The sequence below is a fragment of the Streptomyces sp. NPDC058274 genome (assembly GCF_042881375.1).
Taxonomy (GTDB): domain Bacteria; phylum Actinomycetota; class Actinomycetes; order Streptomycetales; family Streptomycetaceae; genus Streptomyces.
On record NZ_JBHVXW010000015.1, the window covers coordinates 195,142 to 208,753 of the forward strand.

Genomic DNA, 13,612 nt, shown 5'->3' on the forward strand with positions numbered 1-13,612 from the left:
ATGACGGCCATCGGGCGGCCGCTGCCCGCACATGGTCCGGACGCCTCGTGGGAGCTGGTTCGCGACGCGCTGGTGCGCACCGGGAGCGTCCTGATCCACGGAAGGATGCCGGGCTGGCAGCCGGCCGGTGACCCGGAGAAGGTACGCCCGCTGCTCGGCCGTGACTGGGTCCGCTACGAGACGTTCACCCGGCCGCGGACGCGCGAGCGCTTCCTCGCCTCGCGGCTGTTCCTGCGGTACGCGGCCGCGGCGGCCCTTCAGACGCTTCCGCAGCTGGTGGACCTGGCGTACCAGCCGGGAGGCCGCCCGTATGTGCGCGGCTGCGACCAGATCGACATCAGTCTCAGTCACACCGAGGAGATGATGGTCGTCGGGATCACCCGCAGGGGCAGGATCGGCGTCGACGTGGAGCGCGCCGACCGCAGGCTCGCCCGCACCGGCTTGGAGGCGCAGGCCTGCACCCCCTTCGAGAAGGAGCACCTCGACCGCCACGGCGAGGAGGCACGCAACGACACGATGGTGCGCCTGTGGACCTTGAAAGAGGCCTACAGCAAGGCACTTGGCCAGGGTCTGCGCTTCCGCTTCACCGAGTTCGGTTTCGCCCTGCGCGGTGTCACGGGTGCCTGTCTGGTACGGCCCGACGGCAGGGCCACGAGCGACGACGGCTGGACGTTCGCGACGTTCGCGGCCGACGAGCGCTACGTGGTGAGCGCCGCGGTGCACGACGCGGGGTTCGGGGCGCCCGCGGATCTGTCGGTGGGCACGACGCTGGACGAGGGCCTGCTCGACGCGTTGCTCGGGGCGGCGGGCCCGGGGGGCTCAGGGAATCCAGCCGGCTTCCTCGGCGATGCGTACGGCGTCGATGCGGTTGCGCGCCCCGAGTTTGCCGACGATGGCGGTGAGGTAGTTACGGACGGTTCCCTTGGTGAGGTATAGACATCCGGCGATCTCGGCGGCCTCTGCGCCCCGGGCCGCGAGCCGCAGCACCTCCATCTCCCGGCGGGAGAGCGGATTGTCGGGGTAGTCCCAGGCGGTGAGGGCGAGTTGCGGGTCGACCACGCGCCGGCCGGTGGCCACCGACCGTACGGCGCTGGCGAGTTGATCGGGAGGTGAGTCCTTCAGGAGGAAGCCGGACACGTGCGCGGACATGGCGCGGCGCATCGTGCCGGGCCGACCCAGGCTGGTGAGGATGAGGCAACGGCAGCTGGGCAGTTGCTCGTGCAGCTCGGCGGCAGCCGTCAATCCGTCCATGCCCGGCAGGTCGACGTCGATCACCGCTACGTCCGGCCGGGCCTCGAGCGCGGTCTTGACGATGATGTCGCCTCGTTCCACCGCGGCGACGACTCGCAGATCGGGCTCGAGCTGGAGCAACGCGATGAGTGCGCCGCGAATCATGTGCACGTCCTCCGCCAAGAGGATGTTGATGGACAGCACCTGTTCCCCCAAACAAGCGGTGTTCCGGCGCTCAGGCCGCGGTTCTGTCAGTGTCGTGTGCAGTGGCTTCCGCTGCCACCTCTCCGCCGTGCGGCTGAAGGGGGGCGCGGGCCTCGAGGCGGAACTGACCGTCTTCTCCGACCCCTGCCTCCAGCTCTCCGCCGATCTCGGTGAGCCGGGTGCGGAGGTTGCCGAGGCCGCTCCCGCCGCTGGAACGAGCGTCCGTCTTCCCGCGGTTGTCGGTGACACCGTCATTGACCAGTGTGAGAAGGATCGTATCTGCTGCACTGGTGGCTTTGATGGTACAGACCTCTGCCTTGCTGTGCCGGAGGATGTTCGTGATCCCCTCGCGCAGGGCGGTCGCGAGAACCGTGTCGATCACCGGGTGCAGCCTCGCGTCGCCGATGTCGACCTCGGCGCGGACGTCGGCCGACGAGAGGACCTCGGCCGCCGACACCGCCTCGTCGCGCAGCGACATGTCCCGGTATCCGCGCGAGACGAGGCGCACGTCCGCGAGGGCCTGACGGGCGACGAGGAGCAGCGAGAGGGTCTCCTCGGCGGCCTGCTGCGGACGCGGCCGGATCAGCCGGCTGACCAGCTCACCCTTGAGCGTGATGGTGGAGAGGCTGTAGCCGAGCAGATCGTGCAGGTCCCGTGCGAAGCGCAGTCTTTCCTGGGTGACGGCCATCTTGGCCAGCTGCTCGCGGGTGTCGTGCAGTTCCTTGACCAGGTCGGTGAGGCGGGTGAGGCCGTAGATGACCAGGCCGGCGAGAGCGCAGGACATGACGAGATAGCTGCTGTAGAGGACGCCCGTGCCCCGCGTCAGGGTGTAGATGGGCGTGCCGGCGAGGACGAGGCCGAACATCGGCCAGGCCGCACGGGCCGGCAGGGTCAGGAGCACGGTGGCGGCGAGAGGCCCCTGCATGCTGCCCCAGCTGAGGCCGAGCCAGACCGTAGGCAGATAGGTCAGAACGGCTTGTGCCACCAGGGCCAGGACGCGTAGTTCCAGGGGCCAGCCACGAGCACCGGGTGAGGAGAGGGCGAACTGCACGGCGAACACCAGGAGTACGACACCGGTGCAGACGGCAAGCTCGCCATGGCTCGCCCCGCCCCCCTGAAGCACGTTGATGATCACGATGGAGCAGTAGCAGCCGAGTACGGCCACCATGATGGAGCGGGCCAGCCGGGGAGCCATGGCCGTGCGGGCCGATGCGTGCAGGAAACTCTGGGTGCTTTCGGTACTTTGCGCACCTCGGAAAACCGCCCGCATCATGGTCTCCCCCCCCGGGACAATGTGCAACGCATCGTAGGGCTCGCAGTTGAATCGGGCCACTGATGAGAGCATTCCGCCGGATTCAGACGAACAGCGGAATCGGGTTGAGTTCGCCGTAGTGCGTCGGACGGGGGACGCGGCCGAGTGCCGCGGGGACATCGAAGAGCCGGCCCGGCGCGAACCTCGCCCAGAAGGAACGCATCCCTGGAACGATCACCTTGACCACGGGAAGCTGCAGGTCGGGCCGAGTCTGGTCGAGGACGAGGAGCTCCAGGTCCCGAGCCTTCAACAGGTCCTCGGCCAACGTGAGATCGCTGAGCAGGTCATCCTGTGGCTCGTACACGTAGCGGTCGGGTGTCCGAGGGGACTCGGCTGGATCCGGTGCGAGGTATGGCTGATTCCGGATGGTCGCTTCGGACCACCAGGAGTCGAGCTCCGGGGGGAGGGGGGCCGACTCGTCGCCTCGTCCGCCGTCCGGGTCCGGGGGCGGAAGCAGTTGCGCCATTTCGGTGACCGCACGCCGAAGCGCCGTGCGGGGGTCGAAGTGGGCGCCGAACCCCAGGCAGATCCGCGGGGCCGTCCCGTCGTTGCGGCAGGACACGGCGCCCATGACCGGAACACCCAGGTCGGCGGTCAGGTCCAGCACCCACAGGTCCCGGCCCAACCGCGCGTACGCCGTGCGGACTTGGGTGAGCCAGGGCTCGTCGAAGGCGTCCAGGTCCACCGCGGGCTGCCGGGTGCGGTTGTACCACCAAAGGGCCACCGCGTCGCGCTCGACCACTTCGAGGAATCCCTGGACCGCCGCGTCCTCGAGGCTGCTGCCGGCCGCGTTGCCGTTGGAATCCGCCCAGGGGGCACCCGGACTCCCCTCGGGACCGGGCCCGAAGTACAGCATCGAGGTGGGCAGCAGACGATGGGTGCGGGCGGTGACCGACCACACCGGTGTCCACTCCCGGGGGACACCGGGGTCGAAGGGCGGCGGTACCTGCTGGAACGCCGCGGCCGAGCGGTTCCATTCGTCCCGCTCCGCGAACTGCCGGTCGGCGTAGAGCTGACAGGAGTTGGGGTGAACGGCGCTCTCGCCGAGTCCCGCGAAGGAGTCGACGACGACGGGCTCGTCTCCGTGGCGGGTCGCGCTGTACCGCTCCACGGCCTCGCACAACGCGCCGACCTCGGCCTCGACCGGCGTCGTCCCCTTGCCCCCGCTGTGGCTGCGCAGTCCATGGCGCAGCGCGGCGAGCGAACCGGCCCGGAGTGCGGGATTGCGCCCGGACACATAGCGGTTGAGGCCGTCGGGAGTCCCGGGGGCGGGCCTCACCTCGGGCACCGCTCCGGTGAGCGGATCGACGAGGTGCCGGTAGCGGGCGAGCATGGCCTCGGGAGGCAGGGACCGGTGACCGCCCCCTGTCGTACCCGACTTGGGGCGGGACGCGAAGGAGACGGGCTGCCTGACCCGAGTGGCCACCAGACCGGGGTCGCCGCACTCCGCGCACTGCGGACGGCGCGTCACCCGGTGGTGGCGCGTGCGCAGCGTACGCGTGTCCAGTGTGCGCAGGTCGGCCTGCTCCTCGTAGCGCATCCCGGCCGCCCACTTCACCGCCTCGAGCAGGGCCGTCTGAAGCCCCAGGGAGCGTACGGACGTCAAGCAGGCCTCCGGGACCGGGACCGGGCCCGGCAGCCCCAGCACCCGCTGGACCGGCTCCTGCGCCGTACGGTGTCCGCGCAGCCGGTGGGCCAGACAGGACCAGCAGGCCTGCTGGGGCATCCCGAACACCGGGCCCACCCAGGCCTCGACACCGCAGGGCTTGGCCAGCAGCCAGGGGCGGCCGGCCGCGCGGTGCCAGGCGTCCACCTCCGCCAGTTCCGGGTCGAGGTAGTCGTCGCACAGGACCAGCGTGAACGCGGCCGCTTCCCCCGGACCCGCGAGCGGCAGGCCGGCGGCGAGACACTCCGGCCGGACGGCGTCCGCTTCCATCCGTCCCAACGTCACCAGCTGCACCGGTGTGCTGCGCAGGGCCAGTTGGGCGCCCGCCCCGTTGAGGCCGGAGAGTTCCCAGTACGCCTCCGCGGCGGAATCGTCCGACGGCCCCCGATAGCCGATCAGTTCGGCCCTGGCGAGCGCGGCGATCGTGTCGCCCGCGGCCGCCGTGGGCAGCACGGCGGCCGCGTCCCGCAGCACGGCCTCCAGGGTGCGGGTGCCGTCGAGCAGCGGGGCGAGAGCCTCGACGTGCGCACCGTGCAAGGCGGTCGTGCCGCTCTCCGACAGGAGATAGACGGCCTCACCGACGACGACTTCGGCCCGCAGGTGAGGCTTGAACCCCAGCCGCAGCATCGCGGGGGAGGCGGTCACGCGCGGGGTATCCCGGAGAGGGAGTGCTGGTCAGTGGTGCACGCGTGGCTGAAATAGCTGACGGTGGTGTCCATCCGGTCCAAGTCCTCGATCACCAGGGCCTGGCCGCCGCGCCCCGCCAGATAGACCGGCTCCGACGCCAGGACCCCGAACTCCGCGAGTACCGACACCGGGTCGTTCAGGTAGCGGGCCGCCAGCTCCGGTTCAAGTCCGGTACGGGCGGTGAGCAGCGCGATGCGGTGGTCCTGCGACAGGGCCTTCGTCTGGCCGGCCGGTGCAAGAGTGGTCAACGTGCTCATGGAACCCTCCAGTTGAGTCCTGAGTACTGAGAAGCGGTGACCGGACCTCGATGGCGGTCGGTGCCCCGCGGCTCGAATTCTGGAGTTGACCCGATATAGACGGCCAGTGCCGACGTCATCACCGCGGCATGACATTTTCATGGGTCCGTTCATGACGCGCTCACTGTGGCTGGAAAGGGCCTGATGCCAGGCTCATGGCACGCTCGGGCGGCAACGACCGCGGCTCACCGGCCGGCGGACATCGCCCAGGCGAGACGGGAGAGCGAACACATGGACATCAAAGTACTGGGCCGGCTCACAGCCGAACTGAACGGCGTGTCAGTGGTGCCGAGCGCCGCGAAGCCGCGGCAGATTCTTGCCCTGCTCGCCCTGCAGCCCGGACGCGTCGTCACCGTTCCCACGCTGATGGAGGAGATCTGGGGCGAGGACATCCCGCGCAGCGCTGCCACCACCCTGCAGACGTACATCCTGCAGCTGCGGCGCATGATCGCGGCGGCCCTCGACGGCGACCTGATCCGCCACCACCCCAAGGACATACTCGTCACCCAGCACGGCGGCTACCTCCTCGAGGTGCTGCCGGGGCGCATCGACGTGCAGGAGGCCGAGCAGCTGTACGCCTCCGGCCGTGACGCCCACGAGGCCGGGGACTACCGCACGGCGTCCGAACTCCTCGGCCGGGCGCTCGACCTGTGGCAGGGCCCCGCCCTGGTGGACGTACGGGTGGGCAGCGTGCTCGAACTGGAGACGCTGCGGCTCGAGGAGGACCGGATGGCGGCTCTCGAACTGCGCATAGAGGCCGACCTCGAGCTCGGCCGGCACGCCGAGATCGTGCCGGAGCTGCGCGTCCTGGTGGCCAAGAACCCCATGCACGAGAACTTCTGCGCGCATCTGATGACCGCGCTGCACCGCTCCAACAACGTCTGGCGTGCCCTGGAGGCGTACCAGCGGCTGCGCGGCTCGCTTGTGGAGGAGCTCGGCCTCGAGCCGTCCGCCCCGCTGCAGCGGCTGCACCAGTCGATCCTCTCCGCGGACCCCAAGCTCGATCTCGGGGTGTCCTCCTCCGCGTGAGGGGGGCGGGTGAGGCGGGCCGGGCTCGTGCCTCGACCCGCCTTCGAGGCGCCGTGCCTATGTTCGGCCGATGACGATCCTCGACGACCTGACGGTCCCATCGACAGCTCCTGACCTGCAACGAGCCGCCGCGGAACTGCGCCGCATCAAAGAGGAAGTGGGCCGCGGGCCCGATCCCGAAGCAACGCGGCGTCAGCACGCGAAGAACAAGCTCACCGCCCACGAGCGGCTCACCGCCCTCTTCGACGAGGGCACCTTCACCGAGATCGAGCCCCTGCGCAGGCACCGCGCCACCGGCTTCGGCCTGGAGGCGAAGAAGCCCCACGGCGACGGCGTCGTGATCGGCTGGGGCCTGGTCTACGGCCGTACCGTCTTCGCGTACGCCCATGACTTCCGCGTCTTCGCCGGGGCGCTGGGCGAGGCCCACGCCGCCAAGGTGCACAAGGTGATGGATTTGGCGGAGGCGGCCGGCGCGCCCCTCGTGTCCCTGAACGACGGCGCGGGCGCCCGCATCCAGGAAGGCGTCACCGCGCTCGCCGGCTACGGCGGGATCTTCCGGCGCAACGTCGCGGCCTCCGGAGTCATCCCGCAGATCAGCGTGATGCTCGGCCCGTGCGCCGGAGGCGCCGCCTATTCGCCCGCGCTCACCGACTTCGTGTTCATGGTGCGCGAGACGGCCCAGATGTTCATCACCGGCCCCGACGTCGTCCAGGCCGTCACCGGCGAGAAGATCACCCACAACGGCCTGGGTGGCGCCGACGCCCACGCGACGGCGTCCGGCGTCTGCCACTTCGCCTACGACGACGAGACGGAATGCCTGGAGGACGTACGCTTTCTGATCGCCCTGCTGCCCGCCAACAACCGTGAGGCGCCGCCCAGTTCACCCGCCGACGACCCGGTGGACCGGCGGAACGACGCCCTCGTCGACCTGGTGCCCGCCGAGTCGGAGCGCGCCTACGACATCCGCGCCGTCATCGAGGAAGTCGTCGACGACGGCGACTACTTCGAGGTCCACGAGGCCTGGGCGCGCAACGTGGTGTGCGCCCTCGCCCGCATGGACGGACACACCGTCGGCATCGTCGCCAACCAGCCCGCCCACCTCGCCGGGGTGCTCGACATCCACGCCAGCGAGAAGGCCGCGCGCTTCGTGTCCACCTGCGACGCCTTCAACATCCCGCTGATCACCCTCGTCGACGTACCCGGCTTCCTGCCCGGCGTCGACCAGGAACACAACGGCATCATCCGGCACGGCGCGAAACTCCTGTACGCGTACTGCAACGCCACCGTGCCCCGCATCTCCCTGGTCCTGCGCAAGGCGTACGGCGGCGCGTACATCGTCATGGATTCCCGCTCCATCGGCTGCGACCTCTCCTTCGCATGGCCGACGAACGAGATCGCGGTGATGGGCGCCGAGGGCGCAGCGAACGTCATCTTCCGGCGGGAGATCGCCGCGTCCGACGACCCCGAGGCGGTACGGGCGCAGCGCATCAAGGAGTACAGGACCGAGCTGATGCACCCCTACTACGCCGCCGAACGCGGCCTGGTGGACGACGTCATCGACCCTGCCGAGACGCGCTCCGTACTGATCCGCTCGCTCGCGATGCTGCGCGGGAAAAAGGCCGAAATACCTGCTCGCAAGCATGGCAACGTCCCCACCTGAGGTGCCGCCGCGGCAGTTCCACGCGGACCCGAGCGACCGTCTAGGACCTGCACGTTCCATGTGGTTACCGGACACGGCGGCACGCCACAAGCGGCCCGTCGGCCGGCCGGCCGGGGCGCGATCCACCCGCGAGCGTCCCGGCCGAACGAGACAGCAGAGCGCTCCGGACGAAAGGGATCGACAGTGGCCCGCACAGCTCCATCCGGCAGGGAGTGCAAGAAGCACCCCGCCCCGTCGAAGGCGAGGTAGATGATGCGTCGAGTTGCCATCACCGGACTGGGCGTCGTGGCCCCCGGCGGGATCGGCGTCAAGGAATACTGGGACCTCCTGACGGCCGGCCGTACCGCGACCCGCACGATCTCCTTCTACGACCCCTCCCAGTTCCGCTCCCGGGTCGCCGCCGAGTGCGACTTCGACCCGCTGGCCGCCGGGCTCTCCCAGCAGGAGGCCCGCAGGCTCGACAGGGCCGCGCAGTTCGCGGTCGTCTCCACGCGGGAGGCGCTCGCCGACAGCGGCCTCGACACCTCGGGCCTCGACCCGGGCCGGATCGGTACGTCCCTCGGCAGCGCGGTCGGCTGCACCACCAGCCTGGAACGCGAGTACGCGGTCGTCAGTGACGGCGGCCGCAAGTGGCTCGTCGACCACGAATACGCGGTTCCCGAGCTGTACCGGCACTTCGTGCCCAGCTCGATGGCGGCGGAGGTGGGCATGGCGGCCGGCGCGGAGGGGCCCGCGGCCGTCGTCTCCACCGGCTGCACCTCGGGACTCGACTCCCTCGGCCACGCCGTGGAGCTGATCCGCGAAGGCACCTGCGACGTGATGATCGCCGGGGCCACCGAAGCGCCGATCTCACCGATCACCTCGGCCTGCTTCGACGCCATCCACGCCACGACCCCGCGCAACGACACCCCGGAGAGCGCCTGCCGTCCCTTCGACAGGACCCGCAGCGGCCTGGTCCTCGGTGAGGGCGCCGCAGTCCTCGTACTGGAGGAGCTGGAGAGCGCCCGGCGCCGGGGTGCGCACATCTACGCCGAGATAGCGGGCTTCGCGGCGCGCTGCAACGCGTACCACATGACAGGTCTCAAGCCGGACGGCCGGGAGATGTCGGAGGCCATCGACGTGGCCCTCGACGAGGCCCGCCTCGATCCGACGACGATCGACTACATCAACGCGCACGGCTCGGGCACCAAGATGAACGACCGCCACGAGACAGGGGCGTTCAAGCGGAGCCTCGGCGAGCACGCGTACCGCACGCCCATCAGCTCGATCAAGTCGATGATCGGGCACTCGCTCGGCGCGATCGGCTCTCTGGAGATCGCCGCGTGCGCCCTCGCCATGGAGCACGGCGTCCTGCCGCCCACCGCCAACCTGCACGAGCCCGACCCCGAACTGGACCTGGACTACATCCCGTTGACCGCCCGGGAGAAGCAGGCCGATGTCGTCCTGAGCGTGGGAAGCGGCTTCGGCGGCTTCCAGAGCGCGATGGTCCTCGCGCGGCCGGAGAGGAGCATCGGATGAGCACGCCCACCGTGGTGACCGGAATCGGCATCGCCGCGCCCAACGGGCTGGGCACCGAGGACTACTGGAAGGCCACCCTGGCCGGTGAGTCGGGCATCGGTCCCGTCACCCGCTTCGACGCCTCGCAGTACCCGGCGCGACTGGCCGGTGAGGTACCCGGATTCGTCGCCGAGGACCACATCCCCAGCCGCCTCATGCCGCAGACCGACCACATGACCCGGCTCGCCCTGGCCGCCGCGGACTGGGCGTTCAAGGACGCGGGACTCGACACCGCCGAACTCCCCGAGTACGGCATGGGTGTCGTCACCGCGGCATCCGGCGGTGCCGTCGAGTTCGGTCAGCGCGAGCTGCAGAACCTGTGGAGCAAGGGCAAGGACTACGTCAGCGCCTACCAGTCGTTCGCCTGGTTCTACGCCGTCAACACCGGCCAGATCTCCATCCGGCACAAGATGCGGGGCCCCAGCGGAGTCCTGCTCACCGAGCAGGCCGGTGGTATCGACGCGATCGGCCATGCGCGGCGCCATGTCCGCAAGGGCTTCCCGGTGGTCGTCTCCGGCGGTGTCGACGCGGGGATCTGCCCCTGGGGCTGGGTCCCGCAGCTCGCCTCGGGACTGATGAGCACCGAGGACGACCCGGCCCGCGCGTATCTGCCCTTCTCCGCCGACGCCTCCGGATACGTGCCGGGGGAGGGCGGCGCGATCCTCGTCGTCGAGGACCTCGCCGCGGCCCGCGGGCGCGACGCCGCCCGGATCTACGGAGAGATCGCCGGGTACGCCGCCACCCTCGACCCCGCCCCCGGCTCCGGACGTCCCCCGGGACTGGGCAGGGCCGCCCGCAACGCCATCGCCGACGCGGGCCTCACACCCGAGGACATCGACGTCGTGTTCGCCGACGCCTCCGGCGTCCCCGACCAGGACCGGGCCGAGGCCGAGACGCTCGCCGAGCTCTTCGGGCGGTACGGCGTGCCGGTCACCGCCCCCAAGTCGATGACCGGGCGGCTGCTCGCCGGCGGCGCGGCCCTGGACGCGGCGACCGCCCTGCTCGCCCTGCGCGACGGGGTGATCCCGCCGACCGCCCATGTGTCCGCCGCCGCCCCCGACTACCCGATCGACCTCGTCACCGGGGCACCCCGGGAGGCACCTCTGAACAACGCCCTCGTCCTGGCCCGGGGCCACGGCGGCTTCAACGCGGCCCTCGTCGTACGCCGGGCGCAGTGACGCACAGCGGTCCCGCACACGGCGTACGGCGGTGACCGGTCCGCGCGGGCGCAGTGCCGCACCCGCGCGGCACCACAGCACGTCATGACGCGTACTCCGGCCACCATCCGAGTACGACAGCACATCCCACACCCAACGGAGGAAACCATCGTGACCACGACCACGACGACCACCAAAGTGACCCTCGCCGACCTGACCCGCATGCTGCGGGAGAGCGCCGGTGAGGAGGAGGGCGTCGACCTCGACGGCGACGTCATCGACACCCCGTTCCTCGAGCTCGGCTACGACTCGCTCGCCCTGCTCCAGGTCATCGGTGAGATACAGCGGGAGTACGGCATCAGCGTTCCGGACGACGCGGTCGTCGACGCGGAGACGCCGGGCGCGCTGCTCGCCCTCATCAACTCCGGTCAGGACAGCGCTGTCTGAACCGGATCCGCGCGGTCGCCCCGTCCTGCTCCCCCCGGCCGGCGGGGCGGCCGCTGTTTTCGTCGACTTCGTCCACACCACACATCCGAGCCACCGCACCGGCCGCTCCATGCGGCCCACGAGGAGGTAACCATGCCGCTCACGGCTAAGAGCGCGGTGATCCGCAGGCTGGTTGTCAGCCCGGGGCCCGCGGGACACGACACGGCGCCCGTCCAGGCGTCGGCCGCCGGGATCTCGGCGGTGCTGCGGGCCTTCGGCCGGTCCCCCGAGGACCTTCCGGTACGGACCGTCGTGTACGTCGGGGCGAACGCGCCGAGCCCGGCGCTCGCCCCCGAGCACGAGGGCTTCGCGGTCCGTACCGCGTCGTCGCCGGGACGGGCGCTGCGCCTGGCCCACCGTGAACTCCTGGACGGCACAGCGGACTTCGCTCTCGTCGCCGGATTCGGTGAGCTCGACGCGGGGTCCATCACGGTGTACGCGGTCAAACGCGCCGCCGAAGCGGTCGCGGACGGCGACCCCGTCATCGGCACGCTCGACCTGGGCACCACCACCGGGCCGGGCGCGCCGGCCGACCCGGACACGACGCCGCCGCTCGCGGCACTCGACCACGGACACCGCCTCACCGAACCGGCCCACCACCGCCTGCTGCTGTGGTCGGGCCGGGACGAGGGCGACGAGGAGCGGGTGCGCGGCGAACTGGTGCCGATGCTCTCGGGGTTGCACTGCGAGGGGTTCCCCGCACTGCCCACCGTGCTGCCGTGCGGCACCGAACCCGGCCCGGTGCGTGCCGCCGCCGTCACCGTGGCCTCCCTGGCCGCCGCCACCGTCCACAAGGCCAAGCCGGTGGCCACCCGCCGGCCGCGTCCCGTCGCCCTGCTCTTCCCCGGCCAGGGCTCGCAGCACCACGGCATGGCGGCCGGACTGTACGGACGCGAGCCGGTGTTCACCGCCGCCGTCGACGCGGCCCTGTCCCACATGGGTGCAGAGGCCCCGCAGATCCGCGCGGACTGGCTCACGGCCGGCCGCCCCCGGATCCCGATCGACGACGTACGCCGTGCTCAGCCCCTGCTCTTCGCGGTCGACTACGCGCTCGGCCGCATGGTGATCAGCTGGGGCATCCGGCCCGCCGCGGTGCTCGGCCACAGCGCGGGCGAACTCGTCGCCGCGACCATCGCGGGCGCCGTGGCGCTGCCCGACGCGGTCGCCATGGTCATGGAACGGGTCCGCCAGGCCGTGAAGATCCCGCCCGGCGGCATGCTCGCGGTCGCCGCGGACGAACAGCGCCTGCGCCCCTACCTGGGCGCCGACGTGGCGATCGCGGCGGTCAACGCCAACCAGCAGACGATGCTGGCGGGTTCGGCGGCCCCGCTCGCCGAGGTGGCCGAACGGCTGCGGGCCGACGGGCTCACCGTGGTCACCGTCCCGGCCACCAGCCCCTTCCATTCCCCGGCGATGGCCCCCGCGTCCGCCGCCGTCGAGGCCGCCTACCAGGGCATCCCGCTGCGCCCGCCGACGCTGCCGCTGTACTCCGGCTACACCGGTGAACTGCTGCGTCCCGACGAAGCCGTGAGCCCGCGCTTCTGGGCCCGTCAGATCACGGACACGGTGTACTTCAACAAGGCCCTCGAATCCCTGCTGCTGGCCGACGACATGCTGCTGATTGAGGCGGGACCGAGGCAGACGCTCACGGCCTTCGCCCGCAGGCACCGTGCGGTACGGCTCGGCGCCAGCGTCGCGGTCCCCCTGCTCCCGGGCCGCCCGGGCACCGCGGAGGCCGACCGCCAGTCGGTGCTCGCCGCCGCGGCCCGGCTGTGGACCGACGGCCACGAACCGGACGCGAACGCCCTGGCGAGGCTGTGGACCTGGAGCGCGTCGGACGGCCCGCGCGAGGCCGGGAGCCCCGAACCCCGGGCGCTGGTCCCGGCGGCGACCGCGTGAGAGGCGGCCACAGATGACCGTGTCGCGCGTACTGAAGGCGATCTACCGCTCCCTGGTGGCGGCAGGCAGCATGTACGTCTGGATTCCCCGCGACGACGCCGAGCCGACCCTCGTGACCATCCCCCCTTGGCACCCGGAGCGTCTGTGCCCCGACATCCCCCTGACGGAGTCGGAGCAGGCCCTGGACCGCCAACTGGCGGCGAAGGACTGACACTTCAGCTCCGGGCCTCGCCGGTGCACCCGCCTCGCGGCGGGTGCACCGGCTTTCGCTTGTGCACGGCTCCCGGCGCCGAGGACCGCGCCGGTCACTGGCCGGCCCGGCGTCCGGTCCTTCCGGGCCGACGTGAGGAGGCGGGGAGCCGATCGGGGGCCCCCCACCCCCACACCCCCCCCGGGCCGGCGGTGGGACCCCCCCCGCGGGTTGTGGGT

Annotated in this window: 12 protein-coding genes; 8 read left to right on the forward strand and 4 right to left on the reverse strand. The window is 71.2% G+C overall.

Annotated features, from left to right (window positions below; all coding sequences use genetic code 11):
• Nucleotides 1-936, forward strand: coding sequence for a 4'-phosphopantetheinyl transferase family protein (locus ACFVYF_RS26665; RefSeq protein WP_389459318.1), 936 nt, complete (start codon nucleotides 1-3; stop codon nucleotides 934-936).
• On the opposite strand, the gene ACFVYF_RS26670 is transcribed toward ACFVYF_RS26665, so the two are convergent.
• From ACFVYF_RS26670 to ACFVYF_RS26685, 4 genes are all read right to left on the reverse strand, one after another.
• The gene (locus ACFVYF_RS26670) at nucleotides 820-1,431 is read right to left on the reverse strand and encodes a DNA-binding response regulator (protein ID WP_389459341.1); all 612 of its coding nucleotides are present in this window, start codon (nucleotides 1,429-1,431) and stop codon (nucleotides 820-822) included. The two genes, ACFVYF_RS26665 and ACFVYF_RS26670, sit on opposite strands and share 117 nt — an antisense overlap.
• Nucleotides 1,432-1,465: 34 nt before the next feature.
• Entirely contained in the window at nucleotides 1,466-2,629 is a 1,164-nt protein-coding gene (locus ACFVYF_RS26675) for a sensor histidine kinase (RefSeq protein ID WP_389459320.1), read from the reverse strand.
• A gap of 160 nt (nucleotides 2,630-2,789) precedes the next feature.
• The gene (locus tag ACFVYF_RS26680; protein ID WP_389459343.1) at nucleotides 2,790-5,039 is read right to left on the reverse strand and encodes a TOMM precursor leader peptide-binding protein; all 2,250 of its coding nucleotides are present in this window, start codon (nucleotides 5,037-5,039) and stop codon (nucleotides 2,790-2,792) included.
• Nucleotides 5,040-5,053: 14 nt separating this feature from the next.
• Nucleotides 5,054-5,356 carry a hypothetical protein gene (locus ACFVYF_RS26685; RefSeq protein WP_389459321.1) on the reverse strand — a complete coding sequence of 101 codons (303 nt, stop codon included), beginning with the start codon at nucleotides 5,354-5,356 and terminating at the stop codon, nucleotides 5,054-5,056.
• 270 nt (nucleotides 5,357-5,626) lie between these two features.
• On the opposite strand from ACFVYF_RS26685, the gene ACFVYF_RS26690 reads away from it, so the two are divergent.
• From ACFVYF_RS26690 to ACFVYF_RS26720, 7 genes are all read left to right on the forward strand, one after another.
• On the forward strand, nucleotides 5,627-6,424 hold the full coding sequence (locus tag ACFVYF_RS26690; RefSeq protein WP_389459323.1) for a BTAD domain-containing putative transcriptional regulator: 798 nt from the start codon (nucleotides 5,627-5,629) through the stop codon (nucleotides 6,422-6,424).
• 70 nt (nucleotides 6,425-6,494) lie between these two features.
• Nucleotides 6,495-8,084, forward strand: a complete 1,590-nt coding sequence (locus ACFVYF_RS26695; protein ID WP_389459325.1) for an acyl-CoA carboxylase subunit beta — start codon at nucleotides 6,495-6,497, stop codon at nucleotides 8,082-8,084.
• Nucleotides 8,085-8,336: 252 nt separating this feature from the next.
• On the forward strand, nucleotides 8,337-9,602 hold the full coding sequence (locus ACFVYF_RS26700) for a beta-ketoacyl-[acyl-carrier-protein] synthase family protein (RefSeq protein ID WP_389459345.1): 1,266 nt from the start codon (nucleotides 8,337-8,339) through the stop codon (nucleotides 9,600-9,602).
• Entirely contained in the window at nucleotides 9,599-10,819 is a 1,221-nt protein-coding gene (locus ACFVYF_RS26705; protein WP_389459327.1) for a ketosynthase chain-length factor, read from the forward strand. The genes ACFVYF_RS26700 and ACFVYF_RS26705 overlap by 4 nt, the downstream gene beginning before the upstream one ends.
• Nucleotides 10,820-10,966: 147 nt before the next feature.
• Nucleotides 10,967-11,245, forward strand: coding sequence for an acyl carrier protein (locus ACFVYF_RS26710; protein ID WP_389459347.1), 279 nt, complete (start codon nucleotides 10,967-10,969; stop codon nucleotides 11,243-11,245).
• A gap of 132 nt (nucleotides 11,246-11,377) precedes the next feature.
• Nucleotides 11,378-13,183 (forward strand): acyltransferase domain-containing protein, encoded by a 1,806-nt coding sequence (locus ACFVYF_RS26715; protein WP_389459329.1) that lies wholly within the window; start codon nucleotides 11,378-11,380, stop codon nucleotides 13,181-13,183.
• A gap of 13 nt (nucleotides 13,184-13,196) precedes the next feature.
• Nucleotides 13,197-13,394 carry a DUF6059 family protein gene (locus ACFVYF_RS26720; RefSeq protein WP_389459330.1) on the forward strand — a complete coding sequence of 66 codons (198 nt, stop codon included), beginning with the start codon at nucleotides 13,197-13,199 and terminating at the stop codon, nucleotides 13,392-13,394.
• Nucleotides 13,395-13,612: the final 218 nt, after the last annotated feature.

What these genes read in the sequence shown, in the direction of transcription:
- ACFVYF_RS26705 (WP_389459327.1), top strand. Translation starts at nt 9,599, where the DNA reads ATGAGCACGCCCACCGTGGTGACCGGAATCGGCATCGCCGCGCCCAAC.
- ACFVYF_RS26685 (WP_389459321.1), bottom strand. Translation starts at nt 5,356, where the DNA reads ATGAGCACGTTGACCACTCTTGCACCGGCCGGCCAGACGAAGGCCCTG.
- ACFVYF_RS26680 (WP_389459343.1), bottom strand. Translation starts at nt 5,039, where the DNA reads ATGCTGCGGCTGGGGTTCAAGCCTCACCTGCGGGCCGAAGTCGTCGTC.
- ACFVYF_RS26700 (WP_389459345.1), top strand. Translation starts at nt 8,337, where the DNA reads ATGCGTCGAGTTGCCATCACCGGACTGGGCGTCGTGGCCCCCGGCGGG.
- ACFVYF_RS26665 (WP_389459318.1), top strand. Translation starts at nt 1, where the DNA reads ATGACGGCCATCGGGCGGCCGCTGCCCGCACATGGTCCGGACGCCTCG.
- ACFVYF_RS26690 (WP_389459323.1), top strand. Translation starts at nt 5,627, where the DNA reads ATGGACATCAAAGTACTGGGCCGGCTCACAGCCGAACTGAACGGCGTG.
- ACFVYF_RS26715 (WP_389459329.1), top strand. Translation starts at nt 11,378, where the DNA reads ATGCCGCTCACGGCTAAGAGCGCGGTGATCCGCAGGCTGGTTGTCAGC.
- ACFVYF_RS26720 (WP_389459330.1), top strand. Translation starts at nt 13,197, where the DNA reads ATGACCGTGTCGCGCGTACTGAAGGCGATCTACCGCTCCCTGGTGGCG.
- ACFVYF_RS26675 (WP_389459320.1), bottom strand. Translation starts at nt 2,629, where the DNA reads ATGGCTCCCCGGCTGGCCCGCTCCATCATGGTGGCCGTACTCGGCTGC.
- ACFVYF_RS26695 (WP_389459325.1), top strand. Translation starts at nt 6,495, where the DNA reads ATGACGATCCTCGACGACCTGACGGTCCCATCGACAGCTCCTGACCTG.